This is a genomic window from Kaistella sp. 97-N-M2, from assembly GCF_021513235.1.
Taxonomy (GTDB): Bacteria; Bacteroidota; Bacteroidia; order Flavobacteriales; family Weeksellaceae; genus Kaistella.
On the sequence record NZ_CP090976.1, the window covers coordinates 2,616,256 to 2,636,818 of the forward strand.

Genomic DNA, 20,563 nt, shown 5'->3' on the forward strand with positions numbered 1-20,563 from the left:
TATTTTAGAGGTGATTTTTTCTTTTGGTATTGAGTTCTTCGGAAATTTCTTTTACTTTTTTATCGGAAAGCGGGTAGAACATCATTCCGACAAAGGCCAGAATGCAGCACGCCGCGGGAAATAAGCTGATCATTAATCTTTCGCCAAAAATCGTTTCGGCACTTTGGTTCACCGCATCGGGAACGTAATGAAACCACGCCAAAATCCAGCCGCTCAGCGCGGCGCCCAGGGCCCAGCCTAATTTTTGGGACATGGATGAGGAGGAGAAAATAAGTCCTGTTGCGCGGCGCCCGGTTAAAAGTTCCTGATGATCTACGATATCGGCAAACATGGACCAAAGCAACGGTAAAACGTAGCCCGCACAGATCGAAATTAAAAACTGAAGCGACAAGATCCAGACAATATTATTTGGAATGTAATAGAACAGGACGCTTAAGGCTCCGGCCAGAAAAATCGAGATCATATAGGTTTTCTTTTTGCCGTATTTTTTAGAAATGGAGGGCGCTAACATTACGCCGATGAGATTGGCGGCCTGGCCGACCAAAAAGTAAATCGTCGTCATATCCCAACCCGTGTTCGCCATTTTATAACTCACTTTTACATAATCGCGGAAGTAATAAATCGCAACGCTGTCCCGCACGGCATTGAAAAGGAGTGCCGCCAAACCTGTGGAAACCAAAATCCACCACGGTGCGTTATTAAAGAGATTCTTCAGGTCTTTTTTGACTGAAGTATTGCTTTCGTCTTCAATCTGCGTAACGCGTTCCTTCGTCCAGCTGAAACACAGAAAGAAAAGGATGACACAGAGGATACCGATAACGCCCACACCCATTACCCAGCCGATTGGCGACGTACCGACGGAAAGATCGGCGGCACCATTAAGTTGACTCAGATCCTGATCGCCAAAAGCTTCGGAAAAAAAATCGATCAGCGGCTGCAGCAACATAAAAGTGATAAAACTTCCTATAAAGGCGAAAGACATCCGGTAGGAGGAGAGTTTGTTTCTTTCTTCCGGATCACCCGAAATCGCGCCCAGTAAAGAGGCGTACGGAACATTTATTAAAGAGTACACAATCATCATCAAAGAGTAGGTGATGTAGGCGTAAATTAACTTTCCGGACGTCCCGAATTCGGGCACATAAAAAGTGAAAACCCCCATAACCGCGAATGGAATTGCGAACCACAAAATATATGGGCGGTATTTTCCCCACCGCGTTTTCGTGCGGTCTGCCATAATGCCCACAAATACATCGAAAAAAGAATCCCAGATTCGTGCGACCAGAAACATAGTCCCCGTTGCAGCCGCGGAAATACCGAAAACATCGGTGTAAAAGAAAAGCGAGTACATGCCGAAGATCTTCCAGAACATAGAGGAAGCGGCGTCTCCAAAACCGTAGCCTATTTTTTCTTTTAACGAAATTTTATCTGACATTCTTGTAGAGGTTTTTATGGGTTAAATCTTTCCCGAACAGCGTGTTGGGCTGATTGTAGTAGTCTATAAAATCTTTTTCGCTCGCCTGACCTTTGTAGGGAGCGTAGTAATGCATTTTCTTTTCCTTCTCCTGCCAGCCGTGATTTCGCCAGACGAGCAGAAATGAAATCTTATAATCGCCGACCGCTTTATTTAAAGTGTCCGTCCACCATTTTGGATACGGAATCTGTTCGTAACCGGTTTCTGCCAACGCGATAGGCATTTTTTTCTCCGAAGCCACCTCGTTCATGATCTGAAGTTGCTTCTGCATGGAGGTTACAAAAGAATTATCTTTCGCAGGATCGCCATACTGATACTTATCGAAGCTCAGTAAATCTACGTAGCCGTCTCCGGGATAATACTCCAGAAATTCTTCTTTTGAATTAAAATCGGCAGTATTGTACACGATAATCAGGTTGTGCAAATTTTTGTCTTTTCTCAAATGGTCTACGGTAAACCTCCAGATTTCTTTAAACTGTTCCGGTGTCGCATTGTTTTTACACCACCAAAACCAGTCGCCGGTAAGTTCGTGAAAAGGGCGGTACAACACGGGAACGGCCGTTCCGTCGGAAGTTTTTAAGCCTCCGAGAAATTGGGCTGCCGAATCCAACCAGGAAACATACAGATCATGCTTGGAGCCGTTGGGTAAGATGGAAGCCAGAGATCCGGGCGTAATATCCCAGGAATTTTTCATCGTGTATGGATTATCCATGTGCCAGCTCAGCGTTGTTACCGTTCCTTTTTGATAAGAATCGATGATCCAGTTTTTCATCATATCGAACGGCACGCCATCGATGTTCTTAGCCTTGTGGTATTCCAGGCCGCCGATATCCCAACCGTAAATACCGGGGTAATCGCCTGTTACGTCGTGCACGTCGCTTCGGCCTTTTTCGTATTTCCACGTAACGCCATAGGCTAAATCGTCCTGATGCCCGAAGAGATAACCTTTTTCTTTAAGCTTTATCAAATTATTGTAAAGATTAACGGTTTCCTGCGTGGCCAAGGGATCCGACAGGCGATTTTCAGCGGTTAAGTTATTTTGGGAAGCACAGGAAGTCAAACCAAGAACAATGCAACAGAGCAAAATTTTATAGGGAGATTTAATCGTCATATTGAAGTTGTTTTAAAATGTATGCAGCGGATCCTCTTCTGGAAATCGCGCGCGATCTGTATTGTTAAATTTATATTAATTCGCAGCGCTTTCGTTAACACAAATTTAGCAGTTGTTATTTTTAAAACGATAATATTATTTTATCATAATAATATTATATTATTGCATTAAAGAATAAAGAAATGAAAAACGAGAAAAATTTTTTTAGAGAAATTCCGCCGCTTACCAGCACGGATAGTTTTTTAGTTTTCGACAGGGTAAAAGATAATTTCGATTTCCCCATTCACTTTCACCCGGAGTACGAACTCAATTTTATCCAGAACGGCAAAGGCGTGAAGAGAATCGTAGGCGATCACATCGAAGAAATTGAGGAAATAGAGTTGGTTCTCGTGGGTCCCAATCTTTATCATGCCTGGGAAACGCATCTTTGCACAGAGAAGAAAATCCACGAAATTACAATTCAGTTTGACGATAAACTGTTCGACGAAAATCTGCTCTCGCGGCGGATTATGCGGCCCATCAAAGAAATGTTCAACCGATCGAGCCACGGAATTTTGTTTTCCAAGAAGACCTCGCAGGAGGTGGCAAAAAGAATCTGCAACCTCTCGCGCCTCGATGGAATGGACTATTTTTTGGAGATTCTTTCCATTCTTCACGACCTGGCAACCTCAAGAAACCAGAGAATACTCTCTTCCTTTACCGTTGATTACGAAAAATTTGAGGTCGACGACCGGATGAAAATTGTATACGATTATATTCAGAACAATTTCTCGGAGAAAATTTCCCTCGAAGAAGTCTCCAAAGTGGCTTTGATGAGCCCGGTTTCCTTCAACCGTTTTATAAAGAAGAGAACCAACAAAACTTTTGTTAACTATGTGAACGACGTGAGGATCGGCTATTCTGCGCGCTACCTCGTCGAAAAAGATCTGAGTATTTCCGAAGTGGCGTTCCGGTGCGGCTTTAACAATATCGCCAATTTCAACCGGATCTTCAAAAGCATCAAAGGTGTTACGCCGAGTAAATATCGCGAAGAGTTTAACGGTTTAAAAAGAATTTTATAAACAAACATTTATTGTACTATTTTGTCATTCTTACGCCGAAAATGATATTAAATCTTGCGAAAATATTCATTAGTGAAAATAATAGAAACAAATGATAAAATAATATTAACAAAAAATTCACATTACCGATAAATTTGTTTTGTTGATTACCATAAACTATAAAAACGACATCAACCATCAGGAAGACATTAAATTAAACAAATACCTTATTATGAAGAGTTTTCTTAATAATTTTAATCTGGGTAGCACGGGCAAAGTAAATATTGCGGTGCTCTTTCTTCTCGGAGGAGCCACGGTTATAAACGCCCAGCAAACCCCCAAATCCGACACCATTAAAACATCAAATATTGATGAAGTGGTGATGATTGGGTACGGCACCCAGCGGCGAAGCGAAGTTAATTCTGCGATCTCCTCCATCAAAGCAGATGATATTGCGGACATCAAACAGCTTTCCGTAGATCAGATGCTTCAGGGGAAATTGGCGGGAGTTACTGTTTCGAATAACAATGGGCAGCCCGGTGCCGCAGTTTCGATCCGGGTCCGTGGAACTACTTCGATCAACGGAACCAGCGAACCTCTTTATATAATTGATGGTGTTCCGGTTTCCGGGGATGCTACGGGCCGTTCTACTTCGGGCCGACCGATCGCAGGAAACGATTTTTCCTCTACCGGCGGCAGTGGAAGTGTGGCAGTATCGCCGATTTCTTTCTTAAGCCCTAACGATATTGAATCTATTGATGTACTGAAAGACGCATCTGCTACCGCCATCTACGGATCCCGCGGTGCCAACGGCGTTATTTTGATCACTACAAAATCCGGAAAAAGAGGATTGGGAAAAATCAGCTACGAAGGGTACACTTCCTTTTCGAAGAATTACAAGGAGCTTGATGTTCTAAATTTGCCTCAGTACGCAACGCTGCAGAATGCGATGGCAACACTGTTCGGTACAGCTATCCGGCCGGAGTTCGCCCATCCGGAACTTTTAGGAGAAGGAACCGATTGGCAAAATACCATTTACCGCATGGCGATGGCACAAAACCATCAGGTCTCATTTTCCGGCGGAAAAGAGGATGTAAATTATTATTTATCGGTCGGATTTCTGGATCAGGAAGGAACCGTTATTAATACCGGACTGAAAAGGTATACCACGCGGTTAAATTTAAATGCAAAAGTAAAACCGTGGCTTAGAGCCGGCGCCAATTTCTCCGGCGGGATTTCCAATCAGAACTATACCGTTAACGAAAGTTATTCGGGTTTGATCTCGAATACTTTGCTTCAGGCTCCGGATTTGCCTGTGTACAATGCCGACGGCACGTACTCTGCACCGCCGGCAGGACAAAATGTTAACTACTTTAACCCTGTAGCCGAAGCTTTAAGCAAAGTAAACAAACTCATCCGAAAAAATTTCCTCGGAAACGTTTTCGCGGAGGCAGATATTGTTAAAGGTTTAAAATACAGAGTGGAACTTTCTGCAAATACAGAATTTGCCGAAAACACGGAGTTCTGGCCGCAATACAACCGCGGTTCCCAGTCAAACGACACGGCAGACCTTTGGTTACGAAACAGCGACTGGTATTCTACCAACATCAAAAATCTCCTTACCTACGACAATACTTTTGGCAAACACAAAGTAACCTTGCTCGTGGGGCAGGAAGCTTTGGACAGTCATTGGAAAGGACTAACCGGTGAAGGACACGGCTTCCCCTCCAACGACGTTTTTTCTTTGAGTATGGCCGATGTTACTACAACAACAAGCTATAAAGGCAGCGCCGCACTTTCTTCTTATTTTTCGCGTTTGATTTATGATTTCGATAACCGCTACAGCATCTCTGCCACCATCCGAAGAGACCAGTCCTCGAAATTTGATCCACAGGGTAACGAGGGGAAAAATCAGGTCGGATATTTTCCGGGAATCTCCGGGTCGTGGAAGGTAACCAAAGAGAGTTTCATGCAGTGGATTCCTGCGAATGTGTTAAGCAATTTGAAATTCCGCGCCGGATATGGAGAGACAGGGAACCAACAGATCCCGAACAATCTTTATTCTTCGCAGCTGACTACCTATAATCTTCCCGCTAACCTGAGTAATCCGGATCTGAAATGGGAAACCATGAAACAGACGAATGTGGGAGTGGATTTAACATTAATTAAAAGATTAAATGTTAACGTAGACTGGTTCGATAAAAAGTCTTCCGATTTCCTTTTTTCGCTGCCTCTTCCCGCTTATCTTACCGGCGGAGAATCCTATCAGGGTGGCATCAGTTCTCCATATTCCAACATCGGAAGCATGAGCAATACCGGTGTTGAAGTTACCTTAGGTTACGAAACGCGCGGCGATAACTTTAATTGGAGCAGCAACTTTGTATTTACGCGCTACAGAAACAAACTATTGAGTCTGGTAAACGGACTGGACAAAATATTTGCAGAAGTGAATATCAACGGATACCAACCGATGGTAGCCACCAACACGATTATTGGTCAGCCCATCGGAACCTTCTGGGGTTTACATTCCGAAGGCATCTATCGTTCGGACGCAGACCTTGCAGGCGCGCCGGAGGTTTTTGGTTCTGCACCTCAGTTGGGAGATATTATCTACAGCGACTCGAATGGCGACGGCATAATTAACGAACTGGACAGAGGAGTTATAGGAAACCCGCATCCGGATTTTACTTTTGGGTTTACGAATTCCTTCAAGTACAAAAGCTGGGATCTGTCGGTTTTCGTGCAGGGAACCGTGGGCAACGACGTGCTTAATTTGACGAAAAGAAATGGAACTCAAAACGCAATGTTATATCAGAACCAACTCGTAGACGCGCTGGATTACTGGTCTCCGGAAAATCCGAACGCGAGCCAACCGAGATTGCTCAACAGTATTTCGCATCCAAATATTATGATTTCCGACCGCTATGTGGAGAAAGGCGATTATTTGAGACTTCAGAATATCACTTTCGGTTACACGCTCTCTCCGGATTTTGCCTCCAGCATCAATTTAACCAGACTGAGAATATACGCTACGGCGCAAAACCTTTACACTTTCACAAAATATACAGGTTACGATCCCGAAATCGGCTCTTTTAACCAAAACGTTTTACTTACTGGCGTCGATAACGGAAGATATCCGACACCGCGGACGTTCATTTTTGGAGTTAACTTAGATTTTTAAATGTATTAATATGAAATCTTTAATGAAAAACACTTTTAGAAATATTACAATCTCTGTTTTTGCATTTACCGCATTTACATCTTGTAGCAACGATTTTACCGACAGACCCTCCGAGGATTCGATAAGTTCCAGCAACTACTACCAAAGCGATGCGCAGGTAAGAACCGCGACCGACGCTTTGTATTATAAAACATGGTTTCAGTTTAACAACAAGTTTTTTCCGGCGATTTCCGAAGTCGGTTCCGGAAACATGTACACCAATTCCTCGGATGTAAACGCGATGAGAAACTTCTCTATCACGTCCGCCGATGCAGAAATGTATTCGGGATGGCAATCACTTTGGGCTAATGTAGCGCAGGCGAATTATCTTATCAACAATCTGCAGCGCGTTTCCGGACCTTCCGTAAATCAGGGGACGATTGATGTAGCGCTGGGCGAGGCCTATTTTATGCGAGCTACCGCTTATTTTTATCTTGTGAGACTTTGGGGACCTGTGCCGATTATTACCAATAATCTGGAGAACGTGAGCGATCCACAACTTAATACCAACCGAGTAGAAGATGTGTATGAACTCATTCGCAGAGATTACACCTCCGCCATCGGTTTGTTGGAAAATAAAATAAGAGGTGCAAACTATACGAACAATGCAAAGGTTTCCAAAGGTTCTGCAAAAGCCATGCTTGCCAAAGTTTATCTTTACAACAAAGATTATCCGAAAGCCAGACAGCTCGCGGAAGAAGTGATCAACAGTGGCGAGTTTAAACTTTTAGGCGGAACATCACAATATTCTATTCCCGGAAAATCCTTCGCGGATTTATTTAAATATCCCAATAACAATAACGAAGAATCTATTTTCGCGCTGCAGTGGAAGGGCGACGCCAACTACGGATCTGCGAACAACAGCAACACGCAGTACGGAATTAGCAACGGCACGATTTCTACGTCCAATGCTTCCTATGGTGGCGTTTTCGCACCCTCCCAGGACATTCTGGCCTTATATACCGGACCGGATGTGCGACGGAATGCTACAATTATGTTTCCGGGAAATGTTTATCCTGAAATGAAAGTAAAAGTTGGAGCCGGTACGCAGATCGGATTTACCGTACCCGATGCCGACCAAATTGGCGGCCAGGGAGCCGGCGCAGCAATAAAAAAATATTGCATCGGCATCGAAAATGGAAATGTTACGGGTCCTGTAGATGCCTGGGCGATGATGGATAACAATACCTATATTATGAGGTTTGCGGATCTTCTTTTAATCCACGCCGAAGCTGTACTGGCCGGCGGCGGATCAACCTCCGATGCATCTGCGCTCAAATCCTTTAATGCGGTTCGGAACAGAGCCGGATTGTCAGACGTAAGTTCCTTCACGTTCGACGATCTTTTTAGAGAAAGACGAAAGGAGCTGGCTTTCGAAGGCGACTATTGGTTTGATTTGGGACGGATCCCGAGAGGTCAGGCCATCGCAATTATGTCTGCGCAAAACAGAGGAAGCATGACGACGCCGGAATATTTTACCCCTTCCGAGAACGACTTCATTCTGCCTTACCCGGCGAATGACGTCGCTAAAAATCCCAAACTTTTGGACGCACCAGTTCCATATCAATTCTAAAATTTAAATCATGAAAATTAATTATTTAAAAAGTTTAAAATACTTCCTGCTCATGCTGGCGTCGTTTACGATACTTTCAGCATGCAGAGATGATGATAACGAAGGCGGAATGGCCGGCGCCCTGCCTGCAGTGGATTATGTGGCACCCGCTGTAGACGCGGACGGGAATCCATCAGACCTAACACCGACAAGTGTGGGATTCGCAAATAATACTTATATTATAAAAGGAAGCAACCTGGCTTCCGTGCAGCATATATACTTTAACGATTACGAAACGGCTTTCAATACCAATTTGGTTACCAATACCCATATCATCGTCACGGTTAATGAAAATACGCCGTACGCCGACGTTAGTAACAAACTGAAAATCGTAACGGGATTTGGTACGGTAGAGTATGATTTCACGATTGCGCCGCCCGCGCCGGTTTTGAAAGGATTTCATTCTATTAATGCTGCAGACGGCGAAACCATCGTCATCAAAGGAAATTATTTTGTAGATCCAGTAGTCAATGTCGGCGATCTCCCGGCGACGGTAATTTCCAACACGCTGACTGAAATTACAGCCACTCTTCCTGCCGGCTCCCAGGGAAAAAAAGTCTCGGTCACCACACTGAGTGGAACAGCCACCTATCAGTCGCAAATTGGGACTTCTATTTATGATGATGTTTTCTACGGAGCAGTTACTAATTCTACATGGTCCGGAGATGTTTACGATATTGCTTATGACGCGGACGAAGCCAACATCAAACAGGGAAGCAAAGCCATCAAGTGGCAGGCAAAAGCCTATTCGGGTTTCCAGATAGACAACAGTCCAGAAATTCCTGCCACTGCCAAAGGAATTAGATTTTACGCGAAGGCCAAAAATGCGACCGATCCTAACTCCATGAAATTGGTTTTGAATTACTCCTGGAATACCACACCTACGATCACGATTACAGATACCTATCAGTATTTCGAGATCCCGTTCGCCAGTTCTGCAGGCTTCGGGCTTTCCTCAACACCGTCAACGATGAATCTCACGTTCAACAACGCAAGCGGTGAAGAAAATGATATTTATCTGGATGATATCGGCTACTATTATTAAACATATCAAGTTTTTCACATAATTAAGTTTTTCACAATAATTAATAAAGGATTAGTTATTTACTTGAGAACCCTATTTATAGGGTTCTTTTTTAAAAAATAGACCATGAAAAATCTCCTGAAACTTCTTTCGCTGTTTTTTATAGCGCAAATGGCTGCTCAGAAATACGAAGGTTTAGCTCCAACGCCGCCTATGGGCTGGAACTCCTGGAACACGTTTGAAGTCAGCATCAACGAAAATTTGGTAAAAGAAACCGCAGACTTACTTGTATCGACGGGGATGAAGGACGCTGGCTACGAATACATTGTATTGGATGATGGCTGGATGGTAAAGGACCGCAGAGATGAGAACGGAAATTTAATCCCCGATCCTGCTAAATTTCCCGGTGGCATGAAAGCGCTGATTGACTACGTCCATTCGAAAGGCCTTAAATTTGGTCTGTACAATTGCGCCGGAACACAAACCTGCGCAGGCTATCCGGGAACGCGCGGCTTCGAATACCAGGACGCGCGTTTTTACGCGGATCTCGGCATCGATTTCCTAAAATACGATTGGTGCAATACAGAAGGCATCAATGCCAAAGAAGCGTACACCACAATGAGCAAGGCCCTGAAAACAGCCGGCAAGCCCATTGTTTTTTCCATTTGCGAGTGGGGTGATAATCAACCGTGGACGTGGGCTGGTCCCGTGGGAAATCTGTGGCGCGTTTCCGGCGATATCTATCCCTGTTTCGACTGTGAATACAAACACCCGGAAGGTAACTGGTCCTCTTGGGGAGTTTTGAAAATTTTAGAAATGCGCACCGATATCCGCAAATTCAGTGGGCCGGATCACTGGAATGATTTTGATATGATGGAAGTGGGCAACGGAATGACTGCCACAGAAGACAAATCCCATTTCACGCTTTGGTCCATGATGGCCTCGCCGCTTTTCGCCGGCAACGACCTTCGTCTTGCCACTCCGGAAACTTTGAAAATTCTAACCAACAGGGAAATCATCGAAATAAATCAGGATCCGATAGGAATTCAGGGATTCAAATATCAATCAGATGGCGTAAATGATGTCTGGGTAAAACCTTTAACAGATAATAACTGGGCTGTGGTTTTTCTGAATAGAAGCGATAAACCTGCTAAACTGAAATTCGACTGGAACAAACATATAATCGTCGATAAAGATTTCAACCGTACTTTGGATTTGACGAATGATTCCTACGCGCTTCGGGATTTATGGCAGCACAGAGATGACGGAAACACGAACAAAAAATTAAATGTCAATTTAGCGGCGCACGACGTTATTGCCTTTAAACTCAAAAAATTAAACTGATGAAAGCATTATTTTACGTCTTAAGTCTTCTTGTCCTCGCCTCATGCAGCACTTCTTTCGTGGGCAGGCATGGCCAGCTTTCCGTACAGGGAACGCAGCTGGTGGATAAAAAAAGCGAGCCTGTTTCCCTGCGCGGGATGAGTTTTGGCTGGCACAGTCTTTGGCCCAGATTTTATAATGAAGGCGCGGTAACATGGCTGCGAAAAGATTTTAAAGCGACTGTCGTGCGGGCGGCGTTAGGCGCAGAATTCGGACATTTCGGTCCCTACACGAAAGATCCGGAATATGCTAAGGAAAAAGTGTATGCCGTTATTGATGGTGCCATTAAAAATAAAATCTATGTGATCGTCGACTGGCATTCCCACAATATCAATTTAAAGGAAGCGAAAGAATTTTTTGCAGATGTTTCCAAAAAATACGGCCGCCATCCGAACATTATTTACGAGATCTTCAATGAGCCTGACTACGAAACATGGCCCGAAATAAAAGCGTACTCCGAAGAGATCATTCAGGTCATTCGAAAAAATGACCCGAATAACATTATATTGATAGGCTCGCCTTCCTGGGATCAGGATCTGAATCTTCCCGCCAAAGATCCCATCACTACTGATCAAAATCTCATGTACACGATGCATTTTTATGCAGCCACCCACGAAAAATGGCTCCGGGACAGAACCGACGAAGCTCTCAAAAGCGGCCTGCCCATTTTCGTTACCGAAAGTGCGGGTATGGAAGCTACGGGCGATGGACCTCTAAATTATAAAGCCTGGCAGGAATACATCGACTGGATGGAAGAGCGTGGTCTCAGCTGGGTGGTCTGGTCTGTTTCCGATAAGCATGAAACCTGTTCTATCCTTAAAAAATCTGCGAAGTCAGAGGGCGGCTGGACGCTGGAGGACCTCAAGGAATCCGGCATTAAAGCCCGCGAATATCTTCGCTTTTATAATGGTAAAAATAAATAAATCCCGCGACAGGCGGGATTTTAGTTTTTAGCTGCGGTCGTAATCGTCTTCAATTCGTACAATATCGTCCTCCCCGAAATAAGTACCTGTCTGCACTTCGATGAAGATAAGCACGTCCTCGCCGGGATTTTCCACGCGGTGTTTCGCCGTAAGCGGGATCAAAGCCGTTTCGCCATAATTATAAATTTTTTCTACATCGTCCAGCGTAATTTTCGCAGTTCCCTGGATGATCGTCCAGGCTTCCTGCCGGTGATTATGGTACTGGTAACTCAACCGCTGGCCGGGATTTACTTCAATTCTTTTCAGTTTAAAATGGGGTTCATCAAATATTACAAAATACTTTCCCCAGGGTCTTTCTCCGATCTCGCTCATTTTATTTTTTTGTAAAATTATATACTTTCAACCTTTTCTGCTGCTACTATTTTAGCAAATTCTTATCCTAAAAACACTGTGATAACGGCATCTTCACAAGATTGTTTCCGTGGCGCGTAGGAAAGATACCACAAATTTAATTTATTCCTTTTTAATTTCGACAGGACATGCATCTTTATGGGAATGAATTTTTGAAGAAGGGAAACCCCGGTTTGTAATTCAGGAAGAATTTTCTGTCTTAAATATTCAATAATAGTATTAAAATATCTAAAATTTTATAAAGTGGTATTTTTTTGGACTAAAAGTTGATACCATCTTCCTCTACAAACATTAATTAATAAAATTTAAAATTATGGGACAAGCACAATCACCCCACCAGGATTTAGCAGGAACTTCTGCCATCGAAAAAATTAAAGAATTAGCCGAAAAAGCAAGAACCTGTTTTTTTACCACCAAACTCGGAACCGACGCGCACAGTATTCCAATGTCTTTGCAGGAAGTTGATGATCACGGCGTTTTGTGGTTTATCAGTTCTTCCGAAAGCGAACATAACAGGCATATCGCGGAGGATCCGAAAGTTCAGCTTTATTTTATGAACGATTCTTCCTACGAATATGTTTTCATCAAAGGTCAGGCTACGGTTTCCAAAGACAGAGAACTCATCGAAAAATACTGGTCCGACTTTGCAAATGCCTGGTTCGACGGAAAGGACGATCCCCGCGTTACCGTTATTGGTGTGAAAGCCCATGACGGTTATTATTACGAAACCAAAGACAACAAGGTTTTCGCCATGGCAAAAATGGTATTTGCCGCTGTAACGGGAAGTAAAAATGAAGATGGCGGAATAGAAGGCGGTTTAAACGTCTAAACGTTTGCCTTAAAATTTGCTACAAAACAGAGCAACGATCAGTTTGTTTTAAACATTTTTAAAACTATTTTTGATCGTTGCTATTTAACATAATACATGAATTTTGAACGCATAAAAGAAAAACTCGAAATACTTGCAGATGCTGCAAAATATGATGTTTCCTGTTCGTCCAGCGGTGGAAACCGTAAAAATAAAAATGGTGGCCTCGGTGATAGTCATTCGACGGGGATTTGCCATTCGTATACCGAAGACGGACGCTGCGTTTCACTTCTTAAAATTTTACTCACGAACCATTGTATCTACGATTGCGCCTATTGTGTGTCGCGAAAATCGAATGACATCAAACGTGCCGCTTTCACCGTAGAAGAGGTTGTAGATCTCACTATCAATTTTTACCGCCGAAATTACATCGAAGGACTTTTCCTAAGCTCCGGAATTTTCAAAGACGCCGATACCACAATGGAACGCCTCGTTCGGATTGCGAAAAAATTACGCACGGAACATAAATTCAACGGCTACATTCATCTGAAGTCCATTCCGGGTGCCAGCGACGAAATTATGAAAGAAGCCGGTTTGTATGCCGACCGTCTTTCTATCAATATTGAAATCCCCACCGAGAAAGGCCTCAAACTTTTAGCGCCGGACAAATCGCATTCGGAAATGATTAAACCCATGGGTTTTGTGAAGAATGAACTCATCCTGTACAAAGAAGAAAAAAGATCTTTCGGAAGGTGCCGAAATTCGCGCCAGCCGGCCAGTCTACGCAAATGATCGTAGGCGCAACGGACGAAACCGATCTTAAAATTATTAAAGTAGCCGATCATTTTTATCAAAATTTTAATTTGAAAAGGGTCTACTATTCTGGCTATGTTCCCATGTTGGAAGACGCGCGTTTGCCGTCCATTCATTCTCAGGTTCCTATGTTGCGCGAAAACCGTTTGTATCAGGCAGATTGGCTCATGCGTTTCTACGGCTTTCAGGCCAACGAAATTTTAGAAAAGTCCAATCCCTTTCTGGATCTGGAAGTTGATCCGAAATTGGCCTGGGCTTTACGAAACCGCGAACGATTCCCCGTAAACATTAATACCGCGACGAAAGAAATGATTTTAAGAATTCCCGGTGTCGGTACAAAATCTACGAACAAAATATTGATGGCGCGGAGATTTCAGAATCTGAATCTGGACCATCTGAAAAAAATGGGCGTGGCCGTGAACCGTGCGAAATTTTTTGTGGAATTCGAGTCTCATAACATCTTTACGAAATACATCGACGATCAAAATTTCCGTAAGATTATTTTGAACGGTATGAAATCGAAATTCGCGAATCGTTTTTCGGAGCAATTAACTTTATTTTAATGACGACGTTGGTATACGACGGCAGTTTTGAAGGTTTGCTGACGGCGGTCTTTGAAGTTTTCGAATACAAATACACCGAGGTCGATATCGTCAGTTTTAGCAATTATCATCAGGAAAATATTTTTGCGCAGGTTCACGAAGTTGTAACCGACGTCGCAAAATCCGAGCGGGTTTTAAATAAGATCAAAATCAATCTCGGCAGCGAAGGAATCTCCCGTTTACTGCTGGTTTATTTCTCGGAAAAACCTGTGGCAGAGAAGTTAATATTGAGCGCTGTACGGCATTCGCTTCAAAATCCCGGCAAAAATATTCTTCAGGATTTTGGTAATGACGATATTTTAGATATTGCGAAAATCTGTAAATCCGTTGGGCGCGAAATACACCGCATGCATGCTTTTGTCCGTTTCGAAAAACTGCAGGATGAAGTATATTTTTCGAAAATTGAACCGGATTTTAATGTGCTTCCGCTTATTTTAAAACATTTTAAAAACCGTTATCAGGATCAAAAGTGGATGATTTTTGATCTGAAAAGACATTACGGAATTTTTTATGATATGAATGAAGTCGATTTTTTTTATCCGGACGAAATCCCGACGAAAGATTTCAGAAAAACCGAAAATCTGCTGCATGAGGAAGAGGTCGCCTATCAAAAATTGTGGCAGCGCTACTTTTTCAAGACCAATATTCCGGAACGGAAAAATTTAAAATTACATCATCAATCCCTGCCAAAACGCTACTGGAAATATCTGACGGAAAAATATTAAAGCCGCTCATCGCTCGCTGGTACAAAAATGGCTTCTGCTTTTGAAAAAAAAATCTTTTTTGCGCAGTCAATAATCACCCCTCAATCCTCAATAACACTGAATGAAACTCGTAAAATTCACCAACAAAGGCATTTACTGCATTCCGGGCAAGTTTTATCTCGATCCCTGGCGACCTGTCGATTTGGCCGTCATCTCCCACGGCCATGGTGATCACGCAAAATGGGGCATGAAAAAATATCTTTGTCATCACTTTACGAAACCTATTTTAAAGATCAGAATTGGCGAAGATATCGAGGTGCAAAGTTTGGGTTACAATGAACCCATCATGATTAACGGCGTTAAAGTCAGTTTTCATCCGGCCGGTCATATCGTGGGTTCCTGCCAGATCCGTATGGAATATAAAGGTTTTGTAACGGTTTTTTCGGGTGATTATAAAGTTCAGGACGATGGAATTTCTACGCCGTTCGAAGTCGTAAAGTGTAACGAATTCATTACCGAAAGCACTTTTGGCTTGCCCATCTACAATTGGTTAACGCCGCAACAGTATTCGGATCAGATGAAATCCTGGGTTGAAAGCAACCGCGAACAGGGGAAGACTTCCGTTTTTATCGGCTATTCTTTGGGTAAAGCGCAGCGCATTATGAAGTCCGTCGAAGGCATGGGGAAAATATTCGTGCACAGTTCCATCGGCCGTTTAAACGAAGCCATCGAAAGCGTGGGCGTAAAATTGCCCGAATATGAAACGGTTTTGTTTAATGATGATTTAAAGATGGTTAAAAATGAAATCGTCATCGTGCCGCCCGCCTTGTTGGACAGCAATATGATCCGAAAAATTCCAAACCGCGCGACCGGACTTTGTTCGGGCTGGATGCAGGTGCGTGGTTCGCGCAGATGGCGCTCTGCAGACGCCGGTTTTGCGATATCCGATCATGCCGACTGGAATGGATTATTGGATACGGTGAAAGCCACAGGCGCCGAACAGGTTCACGTGACGCACGGGCAGATCGCTGTTTTCTCCAAATATCTGAATGAGATCGGCATTAAATCCGACGAAGTTAAAACCAATTTTGGCGACGAAGAAGAATCCTCTGCTAAAGAGGAAGAACCCATCAAAAAAACAGAGACCGAAGCCGAAACCAAATAGCAACCAATCATTCATCACCTCAATCTAAGACATGAAATATTTCGCAGAACTCATTTTATCTTTGGAAAGCAGTAATAAAACGACGGCGAAGGTTGACGCGATGGTGCATTATTTAAATACGGCGGACGAAAAAGACAAGCTTTGGTTCCTCGCCTTATTTACGGGAAAACGTCCGAAAAGACCCATCAACAGTAATTTTCTGAAAATGTGGGCCTTGGAGATCATTCAGCTGCCGGAGTGGCTTTTTCTGGAGAGTTACAGTTCCGTCGGCGATCTGGGCGAAACATTGTCCCTCATTTTACCGGCGCCCGAAAACATCATCGACAAATCGCTTTCCCAGTGGATCACCGAACTCATCGACTTAAAAGATAAGACCGAAGCAGAAAAGAAAGCTTACGTTTTGGAAAGCTGGAACGGACTCGACTATACCGAACGCTTTATATTTAACAAATTGATTGGCGGTAGTTTTCGCGTCGGCGTGTCCAAAAAACTCCTTATCAACGCGCTTTCGAAATATTCAGGCATTGAAACGAGCCAGCTCATGCACAGCATTATGGGGAAATGGGATATCGACGAGGTGGATTTTGAAGATTTAATTCAGGGTACCAATATCAATCCCGATAATTCCAAACCTTATCCGTTCTGTCTGGCGTATCCGCTGGAAAAAACGCCCGAAGATCTGGGCGATCACGAGGAGTGGCAGGTCGAATACAAGTGGGACGGAATTCGTGGGCAGTTTATCAAACGAAACGACGAAGTTTTCATCTGGTCACGCGGCGAAGAACTCGTCAACGCGCAGTTTCCGGAATTGGTGGAAGCGTTCCAGAAAGTGGAAGGCAATTTTGTTTTGGATGGCGAAATCTTAGCCGTCCGCGAGGATGAAGTGCTTAATTTTAATGAACTCCAAAAGCGCCTCAACCGCAAAACGATTTCTGCCAAGATGATGAAAGAAATTCCCATCAATACTTTTGTGTACGATATTTTGGAACTCGAAGAAGAAGATTTACGGGAAAAACCCCTCGTCGAAAGGCGCTTGCTTTTGGAACAGATCATCGAAAACTCCCATGTCGACACCATTAAAATTTCGGAAATAATTGTTGCAAAATCCTGGGAAGAATTGGCGGAAGTTCGGGAGAAATCGCGCGAGAATAACAGTGAAGGTTTAATGCTTAAACAGAAAAATTCGCATTATCATTCCGGCCGCAAAAAAGGCGACTGGTGGAAATGGAAAGTAGATGCCCTAACCATCGATGCCGTTTTAATCTACGCGCAGAAAGGCAGCGGGCGCAGAAGCGGTTTTTATACGGATTACACGTTTGCCGTAAAAAAAGAAGATCAGCTCGTCACCATCGCCAAAGCGTATTCGGGTTTAACGGATAAAGAAATTATGGAAGTCAGCCGCTTTGTGACGAAGAATTCCCTGGAAAAATTCGGTCCCGTTCGCACCGTAAAAGCAGAACTGGTTTTTGAAATTGCTTTTGAAGGAATTGGTTTCAGCAACCGCCATAAAAGTGGAGTAGCCCTGCGTTTTCCGCGCATCGTGCGGTGGCGCCGCGATAAAACCGTGAAAGATATCGACGATATTGAAGAAGTGAAAAAGTTAATTCAGTAAAAACAGAAGTTGCGTTCGAAGTTCAGTACCAAATTATTTAAATAAAAATAACTACAGCTTTTCGATAAGCCACTGCAAAGAAAAAAACCAGTAAGAATAAATTTGTCTTTAAATTAAAGTCCTTTCACAAGTCTTTGACAAACAATTTTAAATAATACGAGAAAAATAGCTCTACGCCGAAATTTTATGGAGAAAGATTTTCAACAAACCGAAGGATTAAACATCATCAAAAACTGGATGGCGGAAAAAAATTTTTCGCCCTTCAATTTTCAGATGGAAACCTGGGAAAAATTTTACAGAAACTACAGCGGAATGGTTGTCGCGCCCACCGGTTTCGGAAAAACTTATTCTGTTTTCCTAGCCGTCATCGTTGATTTTCTCAACTTTCCGGAGCAATACGGCAACGGTTTAAAGCTTCTTTGGATCACGCCCTTGCGCGCCCTGGCGAAAGATATCGCCAAAGCCATGCGCGAAGCGATCGACGAAATCGGCCTGGACTGGACCGTGGGCGTGCGAAACGGCGATACGCCGGTTGCCGAACGTGCCGCGCAGACTAAAAAAATGCCCGATATTTTACTCGTCACACCCGAAAGTATGCACCTGCTTTTGGCGCAGAAAAATAACCAGCGATTTTTCAAAAATTTAAAATGCATTGCCGTTGACGAGTGGCACGAACTTCTGGGCGGAAAACGCGGCGTTCTCACGGAACTGGCTTTGTCGAGGTTGGTTTCCTATCAAAAGAAAGTACGGATTTGGGGAATCACCGCAACGATTGGAAATTTAGATGAAGCACTTGAAGTTTTAATCCCATATAAAATCAAAAAGACAAAAGTTGTTGCGAAAGAAAAAAAGAAGATCGACATTATTCCGGTTTTTCCCGATGAAGTCGAGGTTTTGCCCTGGGCCGGGCATTTAGGACATAAACTTGCGGATAAAGTCATCCCGATAATTTTGGACAGCAAAACAACGTTGGTCTTTACAAATACGCGAAGTCAGGCCGAAATGTGGTACCAGATCTTGCTGCAGCAGCATCCCGATTTTGCGGGACAGATCGCCATTCATCACAGTTCTATTGATAAAGATCTGCGAATCTGGATTGAAGAAAATTTGAGTTCCGGCTATCTAAAAGCCGTGGTGTCAACTTCTTCGCTGGATCTCGGCGTTGATTTTAAACCGGTCGATACGGTGATTCAAATAGGTTCCGCCAAAGGCGTGGCCCGCTTTTTACAGCGTGCCGGACGCAGCGGACATTCTCCTTTTGAAACCTCAAAAATATATTTCGTGCCCACGCATTCTCTGGAATTAATTGAGGTGGCCGCTTTAAAGGAAGCCGTGAAGCAGAAAGTTATCGAGCCACGCGTTCCGATGGTCATGACCTTTGATGTTTTGGTGCAATATCTTATTTCTTTGGCGGTGGGCGAAGGCTTTAAAGAAGCGGATACTTTTAAACAAATTAAAAGCACTTTTGCTTTTCAGGAAATGACGCCCGAAGAATGGAAGTCTTTGCTGCAGTTTATCACGGTTGGTGGCGGCGCTTTCAAAAATTATGAGGAGTTTCACAAAGTCGTCATCGAAAAAGGAATTTACAAAGTGACGAGCCGCAGAATCGCCATGCTCCACCGCATGAACGTCGGCGTGATCGTGAGTGACGCAATGCTGAAAGTGAAAGTTTTGGGCGGCGGTTATGTCGGAATGATCGAAGAATACTTCATCACGCGCATGAAAAAGGAAGATAAATTTATTCTGGCGGGACGCGTTCTGGAAGTTGCGCACATTAAAGAAATGACGGTGTATTGCCGCAATGCCAAAGGAAAAGCCATGGTGCCGAGTTATCTGGGCGGACGATTGCCGCTGAGTTCGTACCTCGGCCAATTTTTACGTCTCAAACTGTCGCAGTCTTTAGATGCGAAATCTTCGGAGAAGGAACTGAAATTTCTGCATCCGCTTTTGGCGAGTCAGGAAGGCATTTCGCACATTCCGAAAGAGGACGAATTTTTGGTTGAAATCATCAAAACGCGCGATGGCTATCATCTTTTTATGTATCCGTTTGAAGGCCGGCTTATTCATGAAGTCATGTCTGCTTTGATCGCTTTTCGGATTTCTAAAATTACACCGATCTCGTTTTCAATGGCGATGAACGATTATGGTTTTGAACTTTTGAGTTCTCAGGAAATCCCGCTGACCGAAGAAAATTTAAAGCAAATTCTCACGAAAGAAAATTTAATTCAGGATGTTTTAAGCAGTATTAACGCCACGGAAATGGCGCGCAGAAAATTTCGGGACATCGCCGTGATTTCGGGTTTGGTGATCCAGACTTATCCGGGCCAGCAAAAAAACAACAAAAGTCTGCAGGCTTCCGCGGGTTTAATTTTTAATGTTTTAGAAGATTACGATTCTCAAAATATCCTTCTGAAACAGGCTTACACGGAGGTTTTTAACCAACAGATCGATGAAGCGCGGCTGGTGGAAGCGTTCAACAGGATTGAAAATTCCAAAATTATTCTGAAATTTGCGAACTCTTTTACTCCCCTGAGTTTTCCCATCAAAGTCGACAGTCTGCGCCAGTCTTTGAGCAGCGAAGATTTGGGCGAAAGAATTAAAAGAATGCAGGCGGAAGCCATGAAGAAAGGAAAAACGATAGCGCAGACGGTGCGTGGAAAGTAA

The 20,563-nt window shown here is 43.5% G+C and carries 14 protein-coding genes and 1 pseudogene; 12 read left to right on the forward strand and 3 right to left on the reverse strand.

The genetic code is table 11. The features are described from left to right. Window positions 1-4 precede the first annotated feature (4 nt). Both L0B70_RS12225 and L0B70_RS12230 read right to left on the reverse strand, forming a co-directional pair. Window positions 5-1,432, reverse strand: coding sequence for an MFS transporter (locus tag L0B70_RS12225; protein ID WP_235142052.1), 1,428 nt, complete (start codon window positions 1,430-1,432; stop codon window positions 5-7). Then, the gene (locus tag L0B70_RS12230; RefSeq protein ID WP_235142053.1) at window positions 1,422-2,582 is read right to left on the reverse strand and encodes a glycoside hydrolase family 26 protein; all 1,161 of its coding nucleotides are present in this window, start codon (window positions 2,580-2,582) and stop codon (window positions 1,422-1,424) included. Before L0B70_RS12230 ends, L0B70_RS12225 begins: the two co-directional genes overlap by 11 nt. A 182-nt stretch (window positions 2,583-2,764) precedes the next feature. Here L0B70_RS12230 and L0B70_RS12235 point away from each other — a divergent pair, with 182 nt between their 5' ends. From L0B70_RS12235 to L0B70_RS12260, 6 genes are all read left to right on the forward strand, one after another. Then, a complete protein-coding gene (locus L0B70_RS12235) occupies window positions 2,765-3,643 on the forward strand; it encodes an AraC family transcriptional regulator (protein WP_235142054.1) in 879 nt (292 codons plus the stop codon). Between the two features lie 142 nt (window positions 3,644-3,785). After that, entirely contained in the window at window positions 3,786-6,803 is a 3,018-nt protein-coding gene (locus L0B70_RS12240; RefSeq protein ID WP_235142055.1) for a TonB-dependent receptor, read from the forward strand. Between the two features lie 10 nt (window positions 6,804-6,813). After that, window positions 6,814-8,415 carry a RagB/SusD family nutrient uptake outer membrane protein gene (locus L0B70_RS12245; RefSeq protein ID WP_235142056.1) on the forward strand — a complete coding sequence of 534 codons (1,602 nt, stop codon included), beginning with the start codon at window positions 6,814-6,816 and terminating at the stop codon, window positions 8,413-8,415. Window positions 8,416-8,425: 10 nt separating this feature from the next. Further along, entirely contained in the window at window positions 8,426-9,499 is a 1,074-nt protein-coding gene (locus L0B70_RS12250; protein ID WP_235142057.1) for an IPT/TIG domain-containing protein, read from the forward strand. Window positions 9,500-9,604: 105 nt separating this feature from the next. Then, window positions 9,605-10,822, forward strand: a complete 1,218-nt coding sequence (locus L0B70_RS12255) for a glycoside hydrolase family 27 protein (protein WP_235142058.1) — start codon at window positions 9,605-9,607, stop codon at window positions 10,820-10,822. Continuing rightward, window positions 10,822-11,784, forward strand: coding sequence for a glycoside hydrolase family 5 protein (locus L0B70_RS12260; RefSeq protein ID WP_235142059.1), 963 nt, complete (start codon window positions 10,822-10,824; stop codon window positions 11,782-11,784). Before L0B70_RS12255 ends, L0B70_RS12260 begins: the two co-directional genes overlap by 1 nt. Window positions 11,785-11,811: 27 nt before the next feature. Here L0B70_RS12260 and L0B70_RS12265 read toward each other — a convergent pair whose 3' ends face one another. After that, window positions 11,812-12,156, reverse strand: coding sequence for a phosphomannose isomerase type II C-terminal cupin domain (locus L0B70_RS12265; protein WP_235142060.1), 345 nt, complete (start codon window positions 12,154-12,156; stop codon window positions 11,812-11,814). 352 nt (window positions 12,157-12,508) lie between these two features. Here L0B70_RS12265 and L0B70_RS12270 point away from each other — a divergent pair, with 352 nt between their 5' ends. From L0B70_RS12270 to L0B70_RS12295, 6 genes and pseudogenes are all read left to right on the forward strand, one after another. Then, on the forward strand, window positions 12,509-13,024 hold the full coding sequence (locus tag L0B70_RS12270) for a pyridoxamine 5'-phosphate oxidase family protein (RefSeq protein ID WP_235142061.1): 516 nt from the start codon (window positions 12,509-12,511) through the stop codon (window positions 13,022-13,024). 96 nt (window positions 13,025-13,120) lie between these two features. Further along, a pseudogene (locus tag L0B70_RS12275) lies at window positions 13,121-14,379 on the forward strand (putative DNA modification/repair radical SAM protein). Continuing rightward, a complete protein-coding gene (locus L0B70_RS12280) occupies window positions 14,379-15,143 on the forward strand; it encodes a TIGR03915 family putative DNA repair protein (protein WP_235142062.1) in 765 nt (254 codons plus the stop codon). The pseudogene L0B70_RS12275 and the gene L0B70_RS12280 overlap by 1 nt, the downstream one beginning before the upstream one ends. 100 nt (window positions 15,144-15,243) lie before the next feature. Next, entirely contained in the window at window positions 15,244-16,287 is a 1,044-nt protein-coding gene (locus L0B70_RS12285; RefSeq protein WP_235142063.1) for a ligase-associated DNA damage response exonuclease, read from the forward strand. 31 nt (window positions 16,288-16,318) lie between these two features. Next, window positions 16,319-17,899: an ATP-dependent DNA ligase gene (locus tag L0B70_RS12290; protein WP_235142064.1), complete on the forward strand. Its 1,581-nt coding sequence runs from the start codon at window positions 16,319-16,321 to the stop codon at window positions 17,897-17,899. A 186-nt stretch (window positions 17,900-18,085) separates the two neighbouring features. Beyond that, window positions 18,086-20,563, forward strand: coding sequence for a ligase-associated DNA damage response DEXH box helicase (locus L0B70_RS12295; RefSeq protein WP_235142065.1), 2,478 nt, complete (start codon window positions 18,086-18,088; stop codon window positions 20,561-20,563).